Origin of the sequence: Cupriavidus neocaledonicus, from assembly GCF_000372525.1 — a bacterium.
Lineage (GTDB): Bacteria > Pseudomonadota > Gammaproteobacteria > Burkholderiales > Burkholderiaceae > Cupriavidus > Cupriavidus neocaledonicus.
Map to the genome: position 1 here is coordinate 129,207 of NZ_AQUR01000101.1, position 19,435 is coordinate 148,641.

At 66.5% G+C, this 19,435-nt stretch carries 13 protein-coding genes and 1 other RNA gene; 8 read left to right on the forward strand and 6 right to left on the reverse strand.

The features are described from left to right. Positions 1–6: 6 nt before the first annotated feature. The 4 genes from pheA to gyrA form a co-directional block, all read right to left on the reverse strand. Positions 7–1,170, reverse strand: a complete 1,164-nt coding sequence (gene pheA / locus A3AG_RS0119615) for a prephenate dehydratase (RefSeq protein ID WP_018007068.1) — start codon at positions 1,168–1,170, stop codon at positions 7–9. A gap of 103 nt (positions 1,171–1,273) precedes the next feature. Next, positions 1,274–2,431 carry a 3-phosphoserine/phosphohydroxythreonine transaminase gene (gene serC / locus A3AG_RS0119620; RefSeq protein WP_018007069.1) on the reverse strand — a complete coding sequence of 386 codons (1,158 nt, stop codon included), beginning with the start codon at positions 2,429–2,431 and terminating at the stop codon, positions 1,274–1,276. A 160-nt stretch (positions 2,432–2,591) separates the two neighbouring features. Continuing rightward, on the reverse strand, positions 2,592–3,155 hold the full coding sequence (locus A3AG_RS0119625; RefSeq protein ID WP_018007070.1) for a DUF2059 domain-containing protein: 564 nt from the start codon (positions 3,153–3,155) through the stop codon (positions 2,592–2,594). A gap of 94 nt (positions 3,156–3,249) precedes the next feature. Further along, positions 3,250–5,919 carry a DNA gyrase subunit A gene (gene gyrA / locus A3AG_RS0119630; RefSeq protein WP_018007071.1) on the reverse strand — a complete coding sequence of 890 codons (2,670 nt, stop codon included), beginning with the start codon at positions 5,917–5,919 and terminating at the stop codon, positions 3,250–3,252. A gap of 433 nt (positions 5,920–6,352) precedes the next feature. Between gyrA and ompA the strand changes: the two genes are divergently transcribed. From ompA to A3AG_RS0119655, 6 genes are all read left to right on the forward strand, one after another. Next, a complete protein-coding gene (gene ompA, locus A3AG_RS0119635; protein ID WP_012352078.1) occupies positions 6,353–7,006 on the forward strand; it encodes an outer membrane protein OmpA in 654 nt (217 codons plus the stop codon). A gap of 114 nt (positions 7,007–7,120) precedes the next feature. Beyond that, positions 7,121–7,879, forward strand: a complete 759-nt coding sequence (gene ubiG, locus A3AG_RS0119640; RefSeq protein WP_018007072.1) for a bifunctional 2-polyprenyl-6-hydroxyphenol methylase/3-demethylubiquinol 3-O-methyltransferase UbiG — start codon at positions 7,121–7,123, stop codon at positions 7,877–7,879. Next, positions 7,876–8,550, forward strand: coding sequence for a phosphoglycolate phosphatase (gph, locus tag A3AG_RS0119645; protein ID WP_018007073.1), 675 nt, complete (start codon positions 7,876–7,878; stop codon positions 8,548–8,550). Before ubiG ends, gph begins: the two co-directional genes overlap by 4 nt. Positions 8,551–8,635: 85 nt before the next feature. After that, positions 8,636–8,994: a transfer-messenger RNA gene (ssrA, locus tag A3AG_RS33535) on the forward strand. A 404-nt stretch (positions 8,995–9,398) separates the two neighbouring features. Then, a complete protein-coding gene (locus A3AG_RS0119650) occupies positions 9,399–10,421 on the forward strand; it encodes a fimbrial protein (RefSeq protein ID WP_051073544.1) in 1,023 nt (340 codons plus the stop codon). 98 nt (positions 10,422–10,519) lie between these two features. Further along, positions 10,520–10,921: a hypothetical protein gene (locus tag A3AG_RS0119655; protein ID WP_026164322.1), complete on the forward strand. Its 402-nt coding sequence runs from the start codon at positions 10,520–10,522 to the stop codon at positions 10,919–10,921. Positions 10,922–10,975: 54 nt separating this feature from the next. Here the strand turns inward: A3AG_RS0119655 and A3AG_RS0119660 are convergent, their stop codons facing one another. Further along, positions 10,976–11,470, reverse strand: coding sequence for a cyanophycin metabolism-associated DUF1854 family protein (locus A3AG_RS0119660; RefSeq protein WP_018007076.1), 495 nt, complete (start codon positions 11,468–11,470; stop codon positions 10,976–10,978). Beyond that, the gene (locus tag A3AG_RS0119665; RefSeq protein ID WP_018007077.1) at positions 11,460–13,754 is read right to left on the reverse strand and encodes a cyanophycin metabolism-associated ABC transporter; all 2,295 of its coding nucleotides are present in this window, start codon (positions 13,752–13,754) and stop codon (positions 11,460–11,462) included. Before A3AG_RS0119665 ends, A3AG_RS0119660 begins: the two co-directional genes overlap by 11 nt. Before the next feature lie 238 nt (positions 13,755–13,992). Here A3AG_RS0119665 and cphA (A3AG_RS0119670) point away from each other — a divergent pair, with 238 nt between their 5' ends. After that, positions 13,993–16,626 (forward strand): cyanophycin synthetase, encoded by a 2,634-nt coding sequence (gene cphA / locus A3AG_RS0119670; RefSeq protein WP_018007078.1) that lies wholly within the window; start codon positions 13,993–13,995, stop codon positions 16,624–16,626. Between the two features lie 42 nt (positions 16,627–16,668). Then, positions 16,669–19,239: a cyanophycin synthetase gene (cphA, locus tag A3AG_RS0119675; protein ID WP_018007079.1), complete on the forward strand. Its 2,571-nt coding sequence runs from the start codon at positions 16,669–16,671 to the stop codon at positions 19,237–19,239. The last annotated feature ends 196 nt before the right edge of the window (positions 19,240–19,435 follow it).

Sequence of the window (19,435 nt, forward strand, 5' to 3'; positions counted from 1 at the left end):
GCTGCCTTACTTGCTCGACGGATACGAGCCCAGCACCTTCAGGTAGGCGGCGTTGCGGCGCAGCTCTTCGATCGCGCGCGCCACCGCCGGCTCATGCTGGTGCCCTTCCACGTCGACGTAGAAGTAGTATTCCCACGCGCCGCTGCGCGCCGGGCGCGACTCGAAGCGGCACATCGACACGCCGTTCGCGGCCAGCGGCGCCAGCAGCTGGTACACCGCGCCGGCCTTGTTGGGCACCGACAGGATCAGCGAAGTCTGGTCGCTGCCGGAAGGCTCGGTCTCATAGCGGCCGATCACGGCAAAGCGCGTGCGGTTGTGCGGATCGTCCTGGATATGCGTGCGCACCAGGTGCAGGTGGTAGCGGTTGGCGGCGGACTCGCCGGCAATCGCGGCCACGGTCGGGTCTTCGCTGGCCATGCGCGCCGCTTCGGCATTGCTCGACACCGCCTGGCGCTCGAGCTGCGGATAGTTGGCGGTCAGCCAGTGCTGGCACTGCGCCAGCGCCTGCGCATGCGCGCGCACCACCGTGACGCCCTTCATGTCGGGCGTCGACGCCATCAGGTTGTGGTGCACCTTGAGCGCGATCTCGCCGCTGATCTTCAGCGAGGTCTGCAGGAACAGGTCAAGCGTGCGCGACACCGCGCCTTCGGTGGAGTTTTCGACCGGCACCACGCCGTATTCGACCGTGCCCGCCTCGACCGCGCGGAACACCTCGTCGATGCTGGGGCAAGGCACGCCCGACACCTCGTGGCCAAAATGCGCGTACAGCGCCTGCTCCGAGAACGTGCCGGCCGGGCCCAGGAACGCCACCTCCAGCGGCTTCTCCAGCCCGCGGCAGGCGGACATCACCTCGCGCCAGATGGCCGCCACGCTTTCGCCCAGCAGCGGACCCGGGTTGGCCCCCTGCACCTTGCGGATGACCTGCAGCTCGCGCTCGGGCCGGAACACCGGCGCGCCGTACTTTTTCTTGACCTCACCCACCTCGAGCGCCAGCTTGGCGCGGCGGTTCAGCATCGCCAGCAGCTCGCGGTCCACGGTATCGATCTGCTCGCGCAGCGGGCCCAGTTCGACCGACAGCTTGCGCTCGGCATCACTCAGGTGGCTGTCGCCGTTCTGCGGCGCATTGGGCGGCGTCTCCTCGCGCGCGGGGGTGCGGTCTTGGCTTGTCATGTTGTATCTATCCGGTGGGCCGCCGGGCGCGACGGCCAGAAAACTGCCCGCGCGGGCCGGCATGCCGAACCTGGCATGCGCGGCCCGCCAGCGGGAATGCGCGTCAGGCGGAGGTCCGCTCGAACTCGCGCATGAATTCGATCAGCGCCATCACGCCTTCCAGCGGCATGGCGTTGTAGATGCTGGCGCGCATGCCGCCCACGGTCTTGTGCCCCTTCAGCTGCACCAGGCCGTTGGCCCGGGCCTGCTGCAGGAAGGCCTCGTTGCGCGATTCGTCGCCCAGGAAGAACGGTACGTTCATGCGCGAGCGGCAGCTCGGGTGGATCTCGTTGCGATAGAAATCGCTCTGGTCGAGGTAGTCGTACAGCGCCGACGCCTTGGCGATATTGCGCTGTTCGATCGCGGGCACGCCGCCCTGGCGCTTGAGCCACTGGAACACCAGGCCGGCGATATAGATCGCGTAGGTCGGCGGCGTGTTGTACATCGAGTTGTGCTCGGCCACCAGGCGCCAGTTGAATGCCGACGGGCACAGCGGATGGGCATGGCCGAGCAGGTCCTCGCGCACGATCACGATGGTGACGCCGGCCGGGCCGATGTTCTTCTGCGCGCCGCCGTAGACCACCTGCACGCGCGACCAGTCGATGGGTCGCGAGAGGATATGGCTGGAAGCATCGGCCACGACGACGCGGTCGCCCTTGACCTGGCCAATGTCGGGAATGTCCTGGAACTCCACGCCGACGATGGTCTCGTTGGTGCACAGGTGGACGTAGCCGGCGTCGTCCGACAGCTTCCAGTCGGCCACGGCGGGAATGCGGTGGTATTTCTGTGCCTCGCTGCTGGCCGCGATATTGACCGCGCCGTAGCGGCGGGCCTCCTGCTCGGTCTTGACCGACCAGGTGCCGGTGACGACAAAGTCCGCCTTGGGCGCGTCGGCATGGCGCAGGCGCATCAGGTTCAGCGGCACGATGCCGTTTTCGCCGATGGCGCCGCCCTGCAGGAACAGCACGCGGTAGTTGGCGGGAATATGCAGCAGCTCGCGCAGGTCGGCGATGGCCTGGTTGTGGATGCCCTCGAACTCGCGGCTGCGGTGGCTCATCTCCATCACCGAGACCCCGGTCCCGCGCCAGGACAACATCTCCTCGGCGGCCTGTTGCAGCACTTCGGCAGGCAGCGCTGCCGGGCCCGGCGAGAAGTTGTAGACGCGTTCGGCCAATGCACGCTGCATCATGCCGGCAAGAGCGGGATTCTGGGGATCGTTCATGAGACGGGGGATGGAAAAATGGCTGCCGGTGTTACCCAAGCAGCCATTATCCCTCAAACCCGCGCCCCGTTGGGCGCCCGGGGTTCAGCCCCGGGTTGCCGCGCCCGCCCGAACATGCTCGGACAAGCGGCGGGCGGATCCGTTGCGGCTCACGCCGGCATCACTTCGAAGCGGCGGTGATTTCCTTCTCGGCGGCGTCGCGCATCGACTTGCCGACCTGCGGACCGTACTTCTGCATCATCGAGCCCCAGATTTCCTGGGTCGCCTTGCCCTGGTTGGCCATGAACTTCTGGCCGGTCGGCGACTTCAGGAAGGTGGTCAGGTCCTTCAGTTCCTGCGTGGTGTAGTACTTGCCGAAGGCATCGTAGTGCGCCTGGATGGCGTCCTTGCGGAAGCCGTCGGTGGTGAACGCCGTGCCGGCACCGTCCACGATGCGCTGGACCGCGCCGTTCTTCTTCAGCTTTTCAACCGCGGCCTGCTTCTGCTTGTCGCTCAGGGTCTTGTTTTCGACCAGCACCTGCTCGAGGACCAGCGGCGCTTCCTGCTTGGCGCCCTGCTGCCAGTTCTCTGCCTGGCCCTTCACAGCCTGGTCTGCCTGCATGACGGAAAGCAGTTCCTTGATGGCCGCCGTCTTTTCCGCGTCCTGTGCGTGGGCATGCTGCGCCATCATGAAGGTCGGGACAAAAGCAGCCAGAACAGCGATACGTCGATAGGTTTTGAGCATTGTGACTCCCTGGTAAATACGTCCGTTTTAGTCCGGACAGCCGCGAGGCGAGTTCCGGCTGGCGTCCTATTGTTGCAACAACTTACGTTTTGTCTTACGGCTTGGCGTCGGCGTCCGCGCCGGCGGCACCTTCGGCGCCCTCGGCCTCATCCGGCTCTTCCCCGTTGCCGCCGTTGTCGGCATCGCTTTCGACGATGCGCTGCAGCCCGGACAGCTTGGTGCCCTCGTCCACGTTGATCAGCGTGACACCCTGGGTGGCGCGGCCCATTTCGCGGATTTCCGCCACGCGGGTACGGATCAGCACGCCGCCGGTGGTGATCAGCATGATTTCGTCCTCGGGCGAAACCAGTGCAGCAGCCACCACACGGCCGTTGCGCTCGCTCGTCTGGATCGCAATCATGCCCTTGGTGCCACGGCCATGTCGAGTGTACTCGGCGATGGGCGTGCGCTTGCCGTAACCGTTCTCGGTCGCGGTCAGCACGCTGCCGCGCACGCCGGCCTCCGCCGACTCTTCAGCGGTCTCGGCCGGCGCCACCAGCATCGCGATCACGGCCTGGCCGTCTTCCAGGTTCATGCCGCGCACGCCGCGCGCCTGGCGGCCCATCGGGCGCACGTCGTTCTCGTCGAAACGCACGGCCTTGCCGGCGTCCGAGAACAGCATCACGTCGTGCTGGCCGTCGGTCACCGCCGCACCAATCAGGTAGTCGCCCTCGTCGAGGTCGACCGCGATGATGCCGGCCTTGCGCGGGTTGGAGAACTCCGTCAGCGCGGTCTTCTTGACCGTGCCGCGCGCGGTCGCCATGAAGATGAAGTGCTCGGCGTCGAACTGCCGCACCGGGAGGATGACGTTGATCTTCTCGCCTTCCGACAGCGGGAACATGTTGACGATCGGCCGGCCGCGCGAGTTGCGCGAGCCTTGCGGCACCTCGTAGACCTTCAGCCAGTACAGCCGGCCGCGGTTCGAGAAGCAGAGGATGTAGTCGTGGGTATTGGCCACGAACAGGGTGTCGATCCAGTCGTCTTCCTTGGTCGCCGCCGCCTGCTTGCCCCGGCCGCCCCGCTTTTGCGCGCGGTATTCGGAGATGGGCTGGCTCTTCATATAGCCGCTGTGCGACAGCGTGACCACCATGTCCTGCGGGGTGATCAGGTCCTCGGTGTCCAGCTCGGTCGCGTTCAGCTCGATCTGCGAGCGCCGTTCATCGCCGAACTCGGCGCGGATTGCCGTCAGTTCGTCGATGATGATGGTGGTAATACGTTCAGGGCGCGCGAGGATATCGAGCAAGTCCGCGATTTCCGCCATGATGTCGCGATATTCCTGAACGATCTTGTCTTGTTCGAGCCCGGTGAGGCGTTGCAGGCGCATTTGCAGGATTTCCTGCGCCTGGCCATCCGACAGACGGTACAGGCCATCCGCCTGCATGCCGAACACCGCGGGCAGGCCGTCCGGCCGGTACGAGGCACGCCCGCCCGGGGTTTCGCCCTCGGCCCGGGCCAGCATTTCGCGGACCAGCGCGGAATCCCACGCCTTGCTCATCAGCTCCTGCTTGGCGATCGGCGGGGTCGGCGCGGCCTTGATGATGGCGATGAACTCGTCGATGTTGGCCAGCGCCACCGCGAGGCCTTCCAGCACATGGCCGCGCTCGCGCGCCTTGCGCAGCTCGAACACCGTCCGGCGGGTCACCACCTCGCGGCGGTGCGCCAGGAAATACTCCAGCATCTGGCGCAGGTTCAGCAGGCGCGGCTGGCGGTCGACCAGCGCCACCATGTTCATGCCGAAGGTGTCCTGCAGCTGGGTGTTCTTATATAGGTTGTTGAGAACGACCTCGGGCACCTCGTTGCGCTTTAGCTCGATCACTACCCGCATGCCGGACTTGTCCGACTCGTCGCGGATATCCGAGATGCCTTCGATCTTCTTCTCGGTGACCAGCTCGGCAATGCGCTCCAGCAGGGTGCGCTTGTTGACCTGGTACGGCAGCTCGTCGACGATGATGGCCTGGCGCTGGCCACGGTCGATATCCTCGAAGTGCGTCTTGGCGCGCATCACCACGCGGCCGCGGCCGGTGCGGTAGCCTTCGCGCACGCCCTGAATGCCATAGATAATGCCGGCGGTCGGAAAATCCGGAGCCGGAATCAATTCAATCAGCTCGTCCACCGTCGCCTGCGGGTTGCGCAGCAGGTGCAGGCAACCGTCGACGATTTCATTCAGGTTATGCGGCGGGATATTGGTGGCCATGCCCACCGCAATACCCGACGAACCATTGATTAGCAGATTGGGAATACGCGCCGGGAGAATCGAAGGCTCTTTTTCAGAACCGTCGTAGTTGCTGTCGAAATCGACGGTTTCCTTGTCGATGTCATGCAGCATCTCGTGGGCGATTTTCGACAGGCGGATTTCGGTATAACGCATGGCCGCGGCGTTATCACCGTCCACCGAACCGAAATTCCCCTGCCCGTCGACCAGCATGTAGCGCAGGGAGAAGTCCTGCGCCATGCGCACGATGGTGTCGTAGACAGCGGTATCACCGTGCGGGTGGTACTTACCGATCACATCCCCGACGATACGGGCCGACTTCTTGTAGGCGCGGTTCCAGTCGTTGTTGAGCTCGTGCATCGCATACAGCACGCGCCGGTGCACCGGTTTCAGGCCATCCCTGACATCGGGAAGCGCGCGCCCGACGATCACGCTCATGGCGTAATCCAGGTAGGAGCGGCGCATTTCCTCTTCTAGGGAGACCGGAAGGGTTTCTTTTGCGAATGGATCCATTGCGGCGTGGTTTATGCGGCAGGTTTAAGCAAATGACAGGCCTTTGGCACGTGGCGCCGGCGGGCGCCTGACGGCTGGGCAACGTGCCATTCTAACATGCCGGCACCCCCTGCCCGGCGCTCTCCGGACAGGCTCCCCGGGGGCCCGCGAAGGTCGCTACTGAAACCCGGAATCCCTGATGCCACAAGGCTTTGCGGGCGATACAAGACCCATGTTGCACAAACACCACAGGCCCAAAACCCGTGCGGCGAATCGAATATATTTACTTCTTAGGAAACGACCCTTGTGGCACAATTCCCCAGCGAAGAGCCAGACATTGTTCGAAGTGGAGCATCCGCCACATCGAGAATGTTATACTCCGAAGAATGTATGACTTGTTTTCGTCCATTTGCTCGCAGTAACCCTGCGGTGATCTCATCCTGAGAGGAGAAATATGAAAAAATTTGCCAAGCTCGCGCTCGTTGCAGCTACCGCAGTAATGGCTGCATCCGCTCAAGCTCAGTCCGTCCCTTATGAAAAGAAGGCAGTGAACGACAACTGGGGCAACGGTACGAGCGAGTACGTGTGGAAGAATGGCACGAACGAGCTCTGCTGGCGCGACAGCTCCTGGACCCCGGCCACGGCCAACGCGCTGTGCGACGGCGCCCTGGCCCCGGCCGTGGCTGCACCGGCCCCGGCTCCGGTGGCCCCGCCGGTTGTCTCGAGCGAGAAGGTCACTTTCGCTGCTGACACCCTGTTCGACTTCGACAAGGCTGTGCTGAAGCCCGAAGGCAAGGCCAAGCTGGACGACCTGGTCTCGAAGCTGCAAGGCATCACCCTGGAAGTCATCATCGCCGTTGGCCACACCGACTCGTTCGGCTCGGACAAGTACAACGATCGCCTGTCGATCCGCCGCGCTGAATCGGTCAAGGCTTACCTGGTGAGCAAGGGCGTCGAAGCCAACCGCGTCTACACCGAAGGCAAGGGCAAGCGCCAGCTGAAGGTTGATCCGAAGTCGTGCAAGGGCAACCGCAAGTCGCAGATCGCCTGCCAGCAGCCGAACCGCCGCGTGGAAGTCGAAGTGGTCGGCACCCGCAGCGCACGTTAATCGGAACCCTTCCGATCCAAGAAGCCCAGCGCAAGCTGGGCTTTTTTTTTGGTACAGTTGCCCGGACTGTCCCTTCCTTCACCCGCCGCGGCAGCGCGGCCGGACCCGCATACGATGACGTTGCAATCGCAAACCCTCCCCGCAGCCGACGCCGCCAGCCAGCACCCGCAGCGCCGGAACGCCGACCCCAAGGAAATCGACAAATTCAGCGAACTGGCCCATCGCTGGTGGGACCCGCAAAGCGAGTTCAAGCCGCTGCATGAGCTGAACCCGCTGCGCCTGGGCTGGATCGACGGCATTGCCGGGCTGGCGGGCAAGCGGGTGGTCGACGTGGGCTGCGGCGGCGGCATCCTGTCCGAGAGCATGGCGCGGCTCGGTGCCACCGTGCGCGGCATCGATCTCTCCAGCAAGGCGCTGAAGGTGGCCGATCTGCATAGCCTGGAGTCCGGCGTTGCCGTGACCTACGAGGAGATCGCCGCCGAAGCGCTGGCCGCGCGCGAGCCGGCCAGCGTGGAGGTGGTCACTTGCATGGAGATGCTGGAACACGTGCCGGACCCGGCTTCGATCGTGCAGGCGTGCGCGACGCTGGTGCGGCCGGGCGGCCACGTGTTCTTCTCCACCATCAACCGCAACCTGAAGGCGTACCTGCTGGCCATCGTTGGTGCCGAATACGTGCTCAACATGCTGCCGCGCGGCACCCACGACTACGAGAAGTTCATCACGCCGTCCGAACTCGCCCGCTTCGCGCGCCAGGCCGGCCTGGACCTGGTCGAGATGCGCGGCATGACCTACAACCCCCTGTCCCAGGTCTATACGCTTGGCCGCGACACGGACGTGAATTACCTGATGGCGTTCCGCCGGGTGGCGGCATGAGCGCGGCGATCGCAGGCGTCTTCTTCGACCTCGACGGCACCCTCGCCGACACCGCGCCGGACCTGGCTGCGGCGGCAAACCGGCTGGTGGTCGAACGCGGCCGCCCGCCGGTGGCCTATGACAAGCTGCGACCCGTGGCCTCGCATGGCGCGCGCGGACTGCTGGGCGCCGCTTTCGGCCTGCGCCCCGAAGACGCGGAATTTCCGGCCCTGCGCGATATCTTCCTGGATTATTACGAAGCCGACATCGCGGTGCACACGTGCCTGTTCGACGGCATGCCGCAGGTGCTCGCCGCGCTCGAGGCGGCGGGCATTCCGTGGGGGATCGTGACCAACAAGATCGCGCGCTTCACGGTGCCGCTGGTCGCCGCGATCGGCCTGGCGCCCCGCGCCAGCGCCGTGGTCAGCGGCGACACCACGCCGCACGCCAAGCCCCACCCGGCGCCGCTGCTGCATGCCGCCGCAAGTGCGGGCGTCGACCCGAGCCGCTGCGTCTACGTGGGCGACGATCTGCGCGACATCCAGGCCGGCAAGGCCGCCGGCATGATCACCGTGACCGCCGCCTATGGCTACTGCGGCGACGGCGAGCCGCCCGAGGCCTGGGGCGCGGACCACCTGATCCGCCACCCGGCGGAGCTGATCCCGCTGCTGGTGCCTGCCGCGATCGCCTGAAAGTGCGCTGGCAGTATCCACGCACCCGGCCTGGAACTCCCCAAGACAGCTTGCGTCCAACCGGGTACAATCCAGCTTCCTCACTGGGGCCGACCTGGTTTCGACGTGGGTTACAAAGCAGTGGAGGGCATACCGAGGACCCGTCACCTCGTTAATCAATGGGAATGCAATAACTGCTAACGACGAACGTTACGCACTGGCAGCCTAAGGGCCGCCGTCCTCGCACTGGCTCGCTGACGGGCTAGGGTCGCAAGACCACGCGAGGTCATTTACGTCAGATAAGCTCCGGAAGGGTCACGAAGCCGGGGACGAAAACCAAGTGACTCGCCGTCGTAGAGCGTGTTCGTCCGCGCTGCGCCGGTTAAATCAAATGACAGAACTAAGTATGTAGAACTCTCTGTGGAGGGCTTGCGGACGCGGGTTCGATTCCCGCCGGCTCCACCAGTATTCAGTCCGTGCAGTACCAGCAGGACCCGAAACCCGCGACAGCTCAGGCTGCGCGGGTTTTTTGCTTGCCCGGCGGGGCCACGGGCATGCGCCGGAAAAAACCGCATCCCCAGATTTGGGGATGCCGGGCACCGCCATGCTGGCCGATGATGGATGCGGGCGATCCGCGACTCGCCCGCTGCCACTTCGAGCCCTCGCCCGCCCGGCCGAGGGCTTTTTCTTTTTGCGCGACGGACTGGGACGGGAAAATTTCCGACCCCAAAATAGGCGAAGCCTTATCGCTTCACGAGTGTGCGGGTCCTATCGTAGCGAGGAACTTTGACTGGCATGCCGCTGGTTGTCATTGGCTGGTTCCCGCGCCACGCGGGCGCCGGCGAGCAAGCCGCATCCGTGACCCTGCTATGAACCGAACCCAACTCTTCCGTCTCCTGCGCCGCTGGCTGCTCGTGGTGGCGTGCCTTGCGGCACCGCACCTTGCCCATGCGAAGTGCACCGCCACGCCATCGCTGCCTTATGAGCAGACTCTCAACAGCATGGCCATCGCGGTCAACCTGACCCAGGGCAGCACGATTCCCGGAACGGTGCGCAGCTACCAGTTCAGCGGCAGCTGTGCCACCGTGCTGCCCTGGGTGGTGCCCGGGGCTCCGATCGTCTCGTGCTACTACGGGTCTGGTACGGAAGTGCTGCCCGGCGTCTATTCCACCGGTGTCCCGGGCGTCGGCATCCGCCTGCGCAATGCCGCCGGCCAGCCGATGACCAATGCTGCAGGGGTCTGGTGCGACACCCGCGCGGCCAACCTGGGCTACCTCAATGCCGACATGACCTATTCCGTGTCGGTCACCATCGAGTTCGTCAAGACCGGGCCGATTTCGCCCGGCAACCTCGACCCCGCCCAGACCCGCTTCGGCTTCGGGGTCTATAACGGGTCGTTGGAAGGCGCGCTGGGCGGCACGGGTAACCGCGATAACTACATCGGCTTTTCCGGCACCATCGCAACGCGCGAAATCGCCTGCAATGTCGCGGCTCCCACCACGGTGAGCCTGCCCGCGATCAGCGCCAGGACCCTTGCAACACAAGGCGCGGGCGGCAACACGCCGTTTGCCATCCAGCTGAACTGCAACAGCGCAGCCATCGTCGGCATCACGCTGGACGGTGCCGCCGGCACGCCGGTGATGTCGGCCGCGTCCGGCATCCTCGGCCTCAGCAACGCCGGGGCCCCGGGCGCGGCGAGCGGCGCGGGCGTGCAGATCATGAATGCCAGCGGCACCGCGCCGGTACCGCTGCAGGTGCGCAACGCCATGGGAAGCATCCAGGCCAACGTGCCCGCCACCTATCGTTTCGGCGCCCGCTATGCGAGCCTCGGCGGCACCCCTGCGCCGGGTAATGTCACCAGTTCGATGGTATTTACGCTGGACTACCAGTAACGCTATCGCGGCAGTGATGCAACGCAGGCATGGTTCATCGCTACATCGCGGAATCGAAGGACTACAATAGCCCGCTGCAGTCCTTCAAGGTTTTCGCGATGTCCGACCATCCCCGCTTCACCATCAACCGCTCCATGATCGCCCTGGTTCCGGAGCAGCCGTTCCTGGACTGGATCCAGGCGGTCGATCCCCAGCCCGTGGCCGGCCTCACGCTGGAGCAGGTGCGCGAAGATCAGAGCGTGTTCCTGCTGCCCGAGGAGCTGGCGGACACGCACGAGAACGCCGTACGCTGGGTCGAGAAGCGCTGGCAGGATTTCTTCGAATTCATGCTCGGCGAATGGTTCGACGACTCGGCGTGGCCCGAGGAACTGTCGCTGAAAATGTTTCGCGAGTGGTTCAGCGTGCGCTATCACTCGATGGTGTTCGACATGGCGCCCGATGTGCCGGTGATGCACGACGACTGGGACGACGAGGACGATTCGTCCGAGCTGCTGCACTGATCTCCCGGCTGTGCCGGAACGGCAACCAGGCAAGCCTTCCGCGCACCCCTACCCTCAAAGGAAGCGGTCAAGTATCTTGCGGCTGTGCTTGTCCAGCGCCATCAGGTCGCGGATCAGGTAGTGGATGCCGTGCGTGTCCGAGATCAGCAGCGTGCTGCCCGCCAGGCGCCGGATCGCTTCTTCGCCGCGCAGCACCAGATCGGTCTGGCCGCGGTCGGTCTTCACCGTCCACACGCTGGGCGTGGCGTAGGTCGAAACACTGACGATGCGCTCGATCTCCGGCATGAACTCACGCGAGGCGAGCTCCGCCTCGATCATGTCGCGCTCGGCGATCGGCAGGTCTTCGAGCCGCGGGATCCATACCACCTCATGCCCGTCGGCGCTCATCATGCCGATGCCTCCCTGCGGCGCCGAGATCGGGAAGGCACGCACCGGCACCACGCCTTCGTGGACGGTGCCGTCTTCGGCGATCAGCACCAGGCGGCCGAACGGATTGCGGTCCAGCGTGAACACGGGGGCCGGCGCGGCGGCGGCGATGTCATTGGGCATGGGCGGTCTCGGGAATCTGGATGGGCTCTTGGGCGTCGTCGTCTTCGGTATCGACATTGCGCGCCTGCGCCTGGTAAAGCTTGTAATACGCGCCTTCGCGCAGCAGCAGTTCGTCGTGACTGCCCACTTCGACGATCTGGCCGCGGTCCATCACCACCAGCCGGTCGGCCTTGCGCAGCGTCGACAGGCGGTGCGCGATGGCAATCGTGGTACGGCCCTGCACCAGGTTGTCGAGCGCCTTCTGGATTTCCTTCTCGGTCGCGGTATCGACCGACGAGGTGGCCTCGTCCATGATCAGGATGCGCGGGTTGATCAGCAGCGCCCGCGCAATCGAAATGCGCTGGCGCTCGCCGCCCGACAGCGCCTGGCCGCGCTCGCCGACCAGCGAGTCATAGCCGTGCGGCAGCCGCAGGATGAACTCGTGCGCATGCGCGGCGCGCGCCGCGGCGATGATCTCCTCGCGCGTGGCGTCCGGCTTGCCGTAGGCGATGTTGTCTGCGATCGTGCCGAAGAACAGGAACGGCTCCTGCAGCACCAGGCCGATATGGCGGCGGTACTCCGAGACCGGCAGCGAGCGGATATCGACCCCGTCGACCCGGATCGCGCCCTCCGAGACGTCGTAGAAGCGGCAGATCAGGTTGACCAGCGTGCTCTTGCCCGAGCCGCTGTGGCCGACCAGCCCGATCATCTCGCCCGGCGCGATCGACAGGTTCAGGCCGCGGATCACCGCGCGGTTGCCGTAGCGGAAGCCCAGGTCGCTCATGTCGATGGCGCCCTCGACCCGCTCCAGCCTGGCAGGCCGCGCCGGCTCCGGCACGCTCGAGACATGGTCAAGGATGTCGAAGATGCGCTTGGCACCGGCGGCGGCCTTCTGCGTCACCGAGACGATGCGGCTCATCGAATCCAGCCGCGTATAGAACCGGCTGATATAGGTCAGGAACGCCACCAGCACGCCCACGGTGATGGCGCTGTGCGAAACCTGCCAGATGCCGAATACCCACACGATTAGCAGCCCGATCTCCGTCAGCAGCGTCACGGTCGGCGTGAACAGCGACCACACCGCGTTGACGCGGTCATTGATCGCCAGGTTGTGCTTGTTGGCCTCGCGGAAACGCGTGACTTCGCGCTTCTCCTGGGCAAACGCCTTGACCACGCGGATGCCGGGGATGGTGTCGGCCAGCACGTTAGTGATCTCGGACCAGATCCGATCGATCTTTTCGAAGCCGTGACGCAGGCGGTCGCGCACCAGGTGGATCATCCAGGCGATAAATGGCAACGGTACCAGCGTCACCAGCGCCAGCCACGGGTTGATCGAGACCAGGATCACCGCCGTCATCAGGATCATCAGCACGTCGGTGGCGAAGTCCAGCAGGTGCAGCGACAGGAACACGCAGATGCGATCGCTTTCCGAGCCGATGCGTGCCATCAGGTCGCCGGTGCGCTTGCCGCCGAAATACTCAAGCGACAGTTTGAGCAGATGTTCGTAGGTGGTCGTGCGCAAATCGGCGCCGATGCGCTCCGAAACGCGCGCAAGCAGGTAGGTGCGCGCCCAGCCCAGCGACCAGGCCACCAGCGCCGCCCCGAGCAGCCCCGCCAAGTACAGCCGCACCAGCCCGTAGTCGATCGGCACGCCGTTCTGGAACGGGATCAGCACCCGGTCCATCAGCGGCATGGTCAGGTACGGCGGTACCAGCGTGGCGGCGGTAGACAGTAGCGTCAGGAGGAAGCCGCCGAGCAGCTGCCAGCGGTAGGGGCGGGCAAAGCGCCAGAGCCGCAGCAGCGCCCAGGTCGACGGCGGCGTCTCCAGTTCGCGGCTGCATTGCGGGCACTGTTCCTCATCCGGCGGCAGCGGCGCCTTGCAGGTGGGGCACAACACCTCGCCCGCGGCGGCGGCCGGCCGCGACGCGGCGGCATCGCGCTGGGCCTCGAACTGGTCCGCCAGCCGCAAGGCCGCGGGATTGTAACCAAGCGTATATCGCCAGGTGGCGAGCCGGCCCGCCGGGCCGCTCAGTTCCAGCGTGCCTACCCCCGCGTGGTCGGTATGCGAAAGGCGCAGCGCCGGTGCGATGTTCCATTCCCGCACAATTTTTTCGCCGGGGGCGCGGGCAACGATGCGCTGGTCGGTCACAACCAGCCACCCTTGGGTAAAATGCAGCCTCGCGTCGAGGTCCAGCCCCAGTCCGGCCAGGACAGTCTCGCCGGGTCGGAGCCACGATCCGGCTTCATCCCGCCAGGGTTCATCGGCGGCAGTGGCAGTAGGGACAGGCAGGGAGGACTGGGTCATGGATGGCGCGGCGTGCGTCCAGGAGTTGCGGACATAACTTGAAACAATTTAGGCCGGGCACGCGCTGGCGGCCCGCGAATTCGCCCGCAGTATACATAACGACGAACGGGCGGGTATTCCTGATGCATTGCACAATCACTTTTAGACCAAGAAAGTCAACCCGCTCTGTGCTGTAACGTTACTGAAAGGTTAGGCTTCCATTTCTCGGGCGTTCCGCCCACTGCCTCAAGCTAATTCAATGAAAAAGAAGGACATTGAGATTTTCGATGTCATGTCGCTGCGCGGCCCGAATATGTGGACATATCGGCCCGTTCTGGAGGCATGGGTCGATATCGGGGAACTGGAGGATTTTCCCTCCAACACGATTCCGGGGTTCTACGAGCGCCTGTCGGCCTGGCTGCCGTCGCTGATCGAGCATCGATGCAGCATCGGCGAGCGGGGCGGCTTCCTGCAGCGGCTGAAGGAAGGCACGTGGCCGGGCCATATCCTGGAACACGTGACGCTTGAGCTGCAAAACCTGGCCGGGATGCCGGGCGGCTTCGGCAAGGCCCGCGAGACCCCGGTGCGCGGCGTCTACAAGGTGATCGTGCGCGCCTGGCACGAGGAAGTCACCCGCGCCGCCCTGTTCGCCGCGCGCGACCTGGTCATGGCCGCGATCGAGGACCGTCCCTACGACGTCCCGGCCACGGTGGACCACCTGCGCCGCCTGGTCGACAAGCATTGCCTCGGTCCCAGCACCGCCTGCATCGTCGATGCCGCCGACGACCGCGACATCCCCGCGATCCGCCTGTCCGACGGCAACCTGGTGCAGCTGGGCTACGGCGCGCGCCAGCGCCGCATCTGGACCGCCGAGACCGACCGCACCAGCGCCATCGCCGAAAGCATCTCGCGCGACAAGGACCTGACCAAGAGCCTGCTGGAATCCTGCGGCGTGCCGGTGCCGGAAGGCCGCCTGGTCGAATCGCCGGAGGACGCCTGGGACGCCGCCGAGGACATCGGCGTGCCGGTGGTGGTAAAGCCCTATGACGGCAACCACGGCCGTGGCGTGTTCACCAACCTGATGACCCGCGAAGAAGTCGAAACCGCCTACGGCGTGGCCATCGACGAAGGCAGCGGCGTCATCGTCGAGCGCTTCATCCCCGGCAACGAGCACCGCCTGCTGGTGGTGGGCGGCCGCCTGGTGGCCGCGGCCATGGGCGAGAGCGCCAGCGTGGTCGGCGACGGCAAGTCCACCATCGACGAGCTGATCGAGCTGCAGATCAATTCCGATCCGCGCCGCGGCAGCACCGAGGACCACCCGCTCAACCGCGTGCGGCTCGACTCCGCCGCGCGGCTGGAACTGAAGCGCCAGGGCATGGACGGCAGTTCGGTGCCGCCGGAAGGCCGCACCGTGCTGATCCAGCGCAACGGCAACGTCGCCTTCGATGTCACCGACCGCGTGCACCCCAGCGTCGCCGCGCATGCCGCGCTGGCCGCGCGCGTGGTGGGGCTGGACATCGCCGGCGTGGACCTGGTGGCCGAGGATATCTCGCGCCCGCTGCACGAACAGCGCGGCGCCATCGTCGAAGTCAACGCCGGCCCCGGCCTGCTGATGCATATCAAGCCGGCCGAAGGCACGCCGCGCCCGGTGGGCCGCGCCATCGTCAACCACCTGTTCCCCGAGTCGGAAGACGACCAGGGCCGCATCCCGGTGGTGGGCGTGACCGGCACCAACGGCAAGACCGTGGTGGCGCGCCTGGTCGCGCGCCTGCTGCAGTTGTCGGGCAAGCATACCGGCCTGGCCTGCAGCGATGGCCTGTTCCTGGACCGCCGCCAGGTCGAAAGCGGCGACCGCGCCAACTGGGAAGCCGGCCACCGCATCCTGATGAACCGCGCGGTCGAGGCCGCCGTGTTCGAGAACGACAGCGGCAGCATCCTGTCCGAGGGCCTGCCCTATGACCGCTGCCAGGTCGGCGTGGTCACCAACTTCGACCAGCCCGACCATCTCGGCGACTATTACGTCGAGGACGAAGACCGCATGTACAACGTGCTGCGCACGCAGGTCGACGTGGTGCTGCAGAACGGTGCCGCCGTGCTCAACGCGCGCGACGAGCGCCTGGTCGAGATGGCCGGACTGTGCGACGGCGACGTGATCTTCTTCGGCCTGACCCCGGAGCTGCCTGCGATCATGTCGCACCGCGCCGCGGGCAAGCGCGCGGTGTACGTGCGCGAAGGCAAGATCGTGCTGGCCAGCGGCACCAGCGAGACCGCGCTGGTCGACGTGGCCGCGGTGCCGCTGACCTACGACGGCCGCGTCGCGTTCCAGATCGAGAACGTGCTGGCGGCCGTGGCCGCCGGCTGGGCGCTGGGCATCTCCAATGACCTGATCCGCGCCGGCGTGGTGACCTTCGATGTGGGCCAGGTCGACGTGCCGGGCCGCTTCACGCTGTTCGAGCGCAACGGCGCCACGGTGGTGGTCGACGACGCCCACAACGCTCCCGCGCTGGAAGCGCTGGCGACCGCGCTGGAGCGCTTCCCGGCCGAGCGCCGCATGGTGGTCTACGGCGCCGGCGTGCAGCGCCGCGACGACGACCTGGTGCGCCAGGGCAAGGCCCTGGGCCAGCATTTCGACCGCGTGTTCCTGTGCGAGGATCGCAGCGTCAAGCGCGCCCTGCCCGACGCCGAGGCGCGCGCGCTGCTCAAGCAGGGCCTGTACGAAGGCCGGCGCGTGACCAAGATCATCGACGAAGGCACGCGCGCCAGCGCCATCGAAGCCGCTCTCGGCCAGCTGGTGCCGGGCGACCTGCTGGTGCTGCAGTGCGATGAGGCCGCCACCGGCGCCACCGTCGACCTGGTGCACCACTGGATGGGCCAGCCCCCCCGCCGCGCCTGACGCCCCAGCCCAACCGCGCATAGAAGACACGGAAACCGTTCCATGGAAGTCTCCCGAATCAGGGCCCTGCGGGGCCCGAACCTGTGGTGCCGCCACACCGCCATCGAAGCGATCGTGGCCTGCCAGGACACCGCCAACATGCTGTCGGCCCTGCCCGGCTTCGAAGACCGGCTGCGCGCCCGCTTCCCCGAGATCGGGCCGCTGCGCCCGGACGAGGAATCGGTCGAGCTGTCGCTGGCCCACGTGCTGGAAGTGACGGCGCTGCGCCTGCAGGCCGCCGCCGGCTGTCCGGTCACGTTCAGCCGTACCGCGCAGACGGTCGAGCCCGGCATCTACCAGGTGATCGTGCAATACAGCGAGGAAGAAGTCGGCCGGCTCGCCTTCGAGCTGGCCGAGGCGCTGTGCCACGCCGCGCGTCACGACACCCCGTTCGACCTGGCCGACGCGCTGCACCGCCTGCGCGAGCTGGACGAGGACGTGCGCCTGGGGCCAAGCACCGGCTCGATCGTCTACGCCGCGGTCGCGCGCGGGATCCCGTACCGGCGCCTGACGCAGGGCTCGATGGTGCAGTTCGGCTGGGGCAGCAAGCAGCGCCGCATCCAGGCGGCCGAGACCGACCGCACCAGCGCCGTGGCCGAGTCGATCGCGCAGGACAAGGAACTGACCAAGAGCCTGCTGCACGCCGCCGGCGTGCCGGTGCCGCTGGGCCGCTCGGTGCGCAGCGCCGACGAAGCCTGGGCCGCGGCGCAGGAAATCGACGCGCCGGTGGTGGTCAAGCCGCGCGACGGCAACCAGGGCAAGGGCGTGGCGGTGCGCATCCGCACCCGCGAGGAAGTGATGGCCGCCTACGAGGTCGCCTCGGACATCAGCTCCGACGTGATCGTCGAGCGCTATATCCCTGGTCATGATTTCCGCCTGCTGGTGGTCGGCAAGCAGCTGGTCGCGGCCGCGCGCCGCGATCCGCCGCAGGTGATCGGCGACGGCGTGCACACCGTGCGCCAGCTGGTCGAGGAAGTGAACCGCGACCCGCGCCGCGGCGAAGGCCATGCCACCTCGCTGACCAAGATCCGCTTCGACGATATCGCGCTGGCGACGCTGGCCAAGCAGAACCTGACCGCCGATTCCGTGCCGGCCGCCGGCACCCGCGTGGTACTGCGCAACAACGCCAACCTGTCCACCGGCGGCAGCGCCACCGACGTGACCGACGACGTCCATCCGGACATCGCGGCGCGCGCCGTGGCCGCCGCGCAGATGGTGGGCCTGGACATCGCCGGCGTCGACGCGGTGTGCGAGACCATGCTCAAGCCGTTCGAGGAACAGGCCGGCGGCATCGTCGAGGTCAACGCCGCGCCAGGCCTGCGCATGCACCTGCAGCCGTCCTACGGCAAGGGCCGCGCGGTCGGCGAAGCCATCGTCTCGACCATGTTCGCCGACGGCGACGACGGCCGCATCCCGGTGGTGGCGGTCTCGGGCACCAACGGCAAGACCACTACGGTCCGCCTGATCACCCACATCATGGCCAGCAGCGGCCTGCGCATGGGCATGACCGGCACCGACGGGGTCTATATCCAGGGCGAGCGCATCGACACCGGCGACTGCAGCGGCCCGCGCAGCGCGCGCAACGTGCTGCTGCACCCCGACGTCGACGCCGCCGTGTTCGAAACCGCGCGCGGCGGACTGCTGCGCGAGGGCCTGGCCTTCGACCGCTGCGACGTGGCGGTGGTGACCAACGTCGGCGAAGGCGACCACCTGGGCCTGTCCTACATCAACTCGGTCGAAGACCTGGCGGTGCTCAAGAGCGTGATCGTGCAGAACGTCGCGCCGCACGGCATGGCCGTGCTCAACGCCGCCGACCCGATGGTGGTGCGCATGGCCGACGCCTGCCCCGGCAGCGTCACCTTCTTCGCGCACGATCCCGACCAGCCGGCCATGGCCACGCACCGCGCGCAGGGCAAGCGCGTGGTGTTCGTCGACGGCGCCGAGATCGTCGCCGCGGAAGGCGATGCCGAAGTACGCATCGCGCTGGCGGAGATCCCGCTGACGCGCAACGGCACCATCGGCTTCCAGGTCGAGAATGCGATGTCGTCGATCGCCGCCGCATGGGCGCTGGGCATCGACTGGTCGGTGATCCGCCGCGGGCTGGCCACCTTCGTCAACGATGCGCAGACCGCGCCCGGACGCTTCAATGTGTTTGACTACCGCGGCGCCACGCTGATCGCCGACTACGGCCACAACCCGGATGCGATCCTGGCGCTGTGCAACGCGATCGAATCCATCCCGGCCCGGCGGCGCGTGGTGGTGATCAGCGGCGCGGGCGACCGCCGCGACGACGACATCCGCCGCCAGACCCAGATCCTGGGCGGCGCGTTCGACGAGGTCGTGCTGTATCAGGACCAGTGCCAGCGCGGCCGCGCCGACGGCGAGGTGCTGGCGCTGCTGCGCGAAGGCCTGCAGGGCGCGCAACGCACCAGCCAGGTCGAGGAAATCCGCGGCGAGTTCCTGGCCATTGATACCGCGCTGTCGCACCTGCAGCCGGGCGACCTGTGCCTGATCCTGGTGGACCAGGTGGAAGAGGCGCTGGGGCACATCGCCGGGCGCATCGCGCAGGGGTAAATCCCTTCGCTGTGCTGCGGGGGCGCGCCCCTCTCCCGCTCGCGGGAGAGGGGCGGAGGTTAGGGCCGGCGTTTCAACGGGCAAGTCGTGCTGTAAAAACCGAAGGCTTCGCTCGATGTGGTACCTCGCCAGACCACCCCTCACCCCGGCCCTCTCCCCATGAGGGGAGAGGGAGAACACCTTGCTTGGGCTAGTT